The 4,703-nt window shown below is 63.3% G+C and carries 6 protein-coding genes; all 6 read right to left on the bottom strand.

Features of this window, described 5'->3' with window-relative positions; all coding sequences use genetic code 11:
* Positions 1-255: 255 nt before the first annotated feature.
* Genes QZY07_RS24390 through QZY07_RS24415 form a run of 6 tightly spaced genes read right to left on the bottom strand, consistent with a single transcriptional unit; the run spans position 256 to position 4,396 of the window.
* A complete protein-coding gene (locus tag QZY07_RS24390; RefSeq protein ID WP_295408541.1) occupies positions 256-504 on the bottom strand; it encodes a hypothetical protein in 249 nt (82 codons plus the stop codon).
* A gap of 21 nt (positions 505-525) precedes the next feature.
* Positions 526-2,211, bottom strand: a complete 1,686-nt coding sequence (locus QZY07_RS24395) for an RAMP superfamily CRISPR-associated protein (RefSeq protein ID WP_295408543.1) — start codon at positions 2,209-2,211, stop codon at positions 526-528.
* Positions 2,208-3,197, bottom strand: coding sequence for a CRISPR-associated protein Csm7 (locus QZY07_RS24400; RefSeq protein ID WP_295408545.1), 990 nt, complete (start codon positions 3,195-3,197; stop codon positions 2,208-2,210). Before QZY07_RS24400 ends, QZY07_RS24395 begins: the two co-directional genes overlap by 4 nt.
* Before the next feature lie 15 nt (positions 3,198-3,212).
* A complete protein-coding gene (csm3, locus tag QZY07_RS24405; RefSeq protein ID WP_295408547.1) occupies positions 3,213-3,923 on the bottom strand; it encodes a type III-A CRISPR-associated RAMP protein Csm3 in 711 nt (236 codons plus the stop codon).
* Positions 3,924-3,975: 52 nt separating this feature from the next.
* Positions 3,976-4,197, bottom strand: coding sequence for a type II toxin-antitoxin system HicA family toxin (locus QZY07_RS24410; RefSeq protein ID WP_295408549.1), 222 nt, complete (start codon positions 4,195-4,197; stop codon positions 3,976-3,978).
* Complete coding sequence (locus tag QZY07_RS24415; protein ID WP_295408551.1) at positions 4,190-4,396, bottom strand: type II toxin-antitoxin system HicB family antitoxin; 207 nt, start codon at positions 4,394-4,396, stop codon at positions 4,190-4,192. Before QZY07_RS24415 ends, QZY07_RS24410 begins: the two co-directional genes overlap by 8 nt.
* Positions 4,397-4,703 lie beyond the last annotated feature (307 nt).

Genomic DNA, 4,703 nt, shown 5'->3' on the forward strand with positions numbered 1-4,703 from the left:
GCAAGCACATGAGTGGTCGTGACCTGGGCCGACAAGAACCCACACCCGCGTTGCGCTATCGTGCGGCGGAGGTCTGCGCCTGCGGCGCGTAGCGCAGATCGATCGATAAAGTCAAACCTTAAAAACTCGAAGATCGAGTGACATGGATCTGGACGCTGTCGAGAGACGGACCAAGTTGGGTCGCGATCCGCCCGCTCCAGGGTGCGATGTCTTGAATGCGGTAGATGACGACGCAGCTGTCCCAATAAATCCGGCTCACGGACTCCCCCAGCTTTCCCGCTCCTCGGCCAGATAGGCATCGATTTCCTCGCGCGTGTAGCGCCGTTCCAGTGGATGAGCGTCCAGTTGCCGAAAAAAGTCTCTCAGCGAACAGCTCTCGACCGGGAATGATCGTTCGGGGACAAGCACGATCACTTCCACCTCTCCTTCTGGCGTGTCGGGAGGAAGATCCAGATGGAGTCGACGCTGACTGTCGACCGTGGCGTTAAGTTTTAAGGCGTGCATGATGGAAACTCCGATCACTCATCAAGACGGTTGTTGATCGCGTAGCGCTTGAATCTGCTGCTTGCGCTCGGCTTTTTTCTTGCTGCTCGGCCAGCCGACGAAGGCGTAAATCTCCTCGGCCAGCGCGGCGAGAGCCAGGCACTCGGCGGCGGGCCAACTCGCGTGGGCGTCCTTGAGCAGGCTGACCAGGGTACTCGCCAGTTCACCACCGGCCAACCGCGCATTGGCGCGGCGGTCGCGCTCCAGCAACTCGCGCAGCGTGGCAAGCTGGCGGCCTTCCTCGGAGAGACTGGCGAACAGGGCCGCTTGTTGCGCGGCGGCCTGTTGCGTCTGTTCGGCCGCTTCTCGCTGAGCCTGTTCGCGGGCGCGTTGTTCGTCCCTCCGTGCCTGCAAGTCATCCCGGCGCGCTTGCATGGCGGCGAGCCAGGCCGGTTCGTCGGCGGCATAGATGGCCGTGGCGTCGAGCAGGTCGGTTGGCCAGGGGGCAAACGCTTGACCATCCGGGACGGCTTCGACCAGGAGCCAACCGAAGGGGAGCAGGTCGCGTCGATCCTGGATGTCGTGGGCGGCGAGCCAGACAGTCTTGGAAGCTGGCAGATAGACGGGGGCGTTTCCCTTGCCCATCATGATCTTGATGTCGCGCACGCCGTTGAGGGTGACGGACTCGGCGCCGCTGTGGTGGCCGACGCGCAGCAGAAAGGCGCGGTTGGCGTCCAGGTCGGCCTGACGGGTGCCAAGGATGTGTTCGAGCGTCTCCAGCCAGTCGGCGTCCAGATAGCCGCGCGTGTGCAATTCCTGCCGCTCGCGGTTCAGGATCGGCCGATAGAAGGCGTTGCAGGCACCGGCCAAGTCGGCGAAGGTCCAGCGCAGGCGTGGATCGGGGAGTTTGGGGCTATCGAGCGCGCCGGGATCCTGGAGGGTGAGGCTTCCCAGAAAGGCGCGCGGGCGCAGCGGCGGGACGCATTCGAGTACCTGTCGAAGGTTTTCCGCCATCGTGGCCAGTTCGCGGCCATCCTTGAGGACCGGTTGGCGTTTGCGGTTGACGGCGTAGCGGATCTCGGTGCCGATGCTGGCGGCGGGGCGCTGGTCGGCGGCGTCGCCGATCTGGACCAGGCGCATGGGGTCGTGATCGAAGGCGTTCGGTCGGTAATGAAACAGGCGTTGCTGGAGCGCCAGATTGCCCTGGGGGGACGGACGGTTCCGTTCCTCGGGTAATAGGGAAGCGCCCGCGTTGCATTGATCCAGGAGTGCGGTACGAATCGCCCCTTTGAGACTGCTACCGGGGAGGATCGGACGGCGTGTGGCGGGGTCGCCGTAGGTGCGGGCGATGCGCAACTGGTTGATGATCTCGCGCCCGCTCTGTTCGCGCTGCGCGGTCTGGCCGACGCGCCCGGCATATTCGGCGGCGATGCTGGGCAGGACCGGGATGACGTGCTCGGCCTCGGGAATCAGCCGTTCGCGATGACGATAAAAGAATCCTTGAACCTGTTTAATGAGCGCCACCGTGGGTGGCCCGGCCAGAATCTTGAGCAAATCCGCGCGACCGGCTTCGGGCAAGGCGCGCAAGGCCGCTTCGGGGCTGAAACTGAACAGGCGCTCGCCGTCGATGACGTACTGGGTCGGCTCGTAGTCGTCCCCGGTGCCGATATGCACGGGAGCCAGGGGGGTAATGGCCAGGTGCCAGGTGTGCAGAAATCCGTGGCTCATGCGGCGCGCTCCAGCGGCAGATGGATCGGGATGCAGGGGGCATAGCCCTGCTGAACGGTCTCCGGGATAACCTTCGAGAGTCGGCCGTCGCCGCCGAGTCCCTGCCCGACGAAGGGGACTGCTGGCCAGTCGCGCGGGGTGAGGATGGCACCGGCACGGGCGAGCAGCAGCGGGGTCTTGAAGGGATTGCCCAACTGCACGGCTAGGTCGCCGTGGCGTCCAAAACGGGTGAAGACTTCGTAGAAGCTGCGCGCGGGATCGTAGCCCAAGCCTTGCGGGGCGCAGGGGGCGAGGGTCAGGCAGGCATTCGGCTGCGCCTGGGACGGCCAGGTTTGTTCCAATGGCTCCACGGAGAATTTACCCAGCCCGATGCTGGCATCACGTCCAAATCCGCTGAGGCCAATGTCTTCAAAAAGCTGGCGGATCTCGCTGGCCTCGATGCGTTCGGGATCGAACACCACGCGGCAGCACAGCGTCACCTCGGGGGCATGCCAGCGTTGCATCAGGGTATAGGGGGCGAAATCGCCGCGCCCGGTGGTCCCCGTCAGACGGCTGATGCTGTTGTGCGGCTGAGGATAGAGAACCGTCAACGCCGGACTGGTCGCGCGAGGTTTGGCGGTGCTCTCTGTCGGAACCGGCGCGATGAGGTCCCGATCCGTTTGGGCGTGGCGCAACCAATCTGGCAGTGGATCGGCCAGCGCGGACAGCGGAATCCAGTGGCGGCGCTTGGCCTGTTTGCGATCCGCGCCGGGGATCTCGCGGTACGCCGAGAGCGGCAGGGCCGGGCGCGGCAGATAGCCGTCCGGATGCGCATCCGCAACCACCGCGAAGGGGTGGCCGGCGGTGTAGCCGTCGAGCAGGGCGTTCAGCCGTTCCAGACCAAAACGATGGCGGGCGGCCCAGCACACCTGGCCAAACAGGGTATCGCCCAACAGCGGCGAGCCGAACGCGGTCAGGGGCCGCAGGCGCAAGGCGAGTGTATCCATCCAGCGCACTCCGGCTCAGTTGATGGTCAGTTGATCGAGACGGGCTTGCAGGTCTTCGCCTGCCAGGTTCAGGCCGGTGAAACGCAGTTTGCCGTAGCCGCGCGAGACCGAACCGCCCAAACCGGTGAGTTCCAGCAGTTTGAGTCCGGTCAGCAGCTCGTCGAGTAGATCCTCGCCGTCATGGACCTTGATCGTGAGCTGGAACGCGAAGCGGGCACCCGCCGGGACGCGCTCGGTATTGCGCGGATGCTTGGCGACACCCTGGATACGGTCGATCATGTTTTCGGTCTTGTTCTCGGTCAGCAGCAGGTTGCGGTCGTCCATCTCCGCGACCCACACCGGATCGAGATTGCAATCCCAGAAGGCTAGGCGGGTTGGGCCGATTTCGCGGATCAGCGCCTCGTCCGGCGTCCCCTCGGGAGCACCGCCAAAGAGTTTCAGAATCGTCTTGCCGGTGCGTTGCTGGTCTGGGGTGAGTTTGGGGATGTCGCGGAATCCCAGCGGGCTGCCATCGGTGAGGCCGACTAGACCGGCATGCCACTCCAGCAGACTGCGCATCTTGCCCTTGAGGCTGGAGCCCGGGATGTAGGGCTGAAGGGTCACGGGGTTCTTGATGACCGGATTGTCGGTGCCGCCAATGTGCATCTCCGCGCTGCCGCCGCCGATGTGCAGGCCACTGACGAGTTCGATCTGGCCGACGAGCTTGTGGATGTGTGTCAATTGCATGGGGTTCTCCTGATTCGATAGGGCTTAGGCGCGGGTCGGCTCGCGCGATCGGTTAGTCGTCCAGTGCCGCGATGAAGTCATCTGGCGAAACCCCTGCTTGCTTGAGCAGACCGACCAATGTGCCGATTTTTAGCGCGCGATGGTTGGGTACCACGCAGCCCTCGGCGCCGCGGCGCATCATCATGTGACTGCCGCGCTGGCGGGTCATCGCGAAACCTAAACGCTCCAAGGCGCGGACGACATCCGCGCCCGATACGACCGGCAGTTTAGGCATGATCGGGTACTTGAAAGGACGTGAGCAGGGGGCGTCCAGTCATGGAGAGCGGAAATTCCTCCAGATAGAGTTCGGTCGCCTCCCGCAGATTGCACAGCGCCTCTTCGACGGTTTCACCTTGCGTGGTTGTGCCCGTCTCTGGATTGAAGGCCACATAGCCCTCTGTCGGGTCGGGAGTTAAAACGGCTGAAAGCTCCATGCGCTGCTCCTGATGTTGTCAGTAAAGAATCGAATGACTAATTATCTCGGCGCTTTTCCTTGTAGAAACCCAGGAATGCCTCGAAAAAGAGCTTCACGTAGCCGAGGGCTTTGGGATTCTCGGCTTGGCGCAAACAGTGATCCAGGAGCTTGACAAAGTTCCCATCCACTAGTACAGCGGCGCCCAAGTCCCTGTAAGGGCTTTGGCGATTAATGGTACCCTATTGACTATCTTGTTCGCACAGTACAGTCAGTATGATCGGCCAACCCCGTTACCGCATTAACCTGCTTGCGTCAGAACGGACCAC

This window comes from uncultured Thiocystis sp. (genome assembly GCF_903866365.1).
In the GTDB taxonomy this organism is placed as follows: Bacteria; Pseudomonadota; Gammaproteobacteria; order Chromatiales; family Chromatiaceae; genus Chromatium.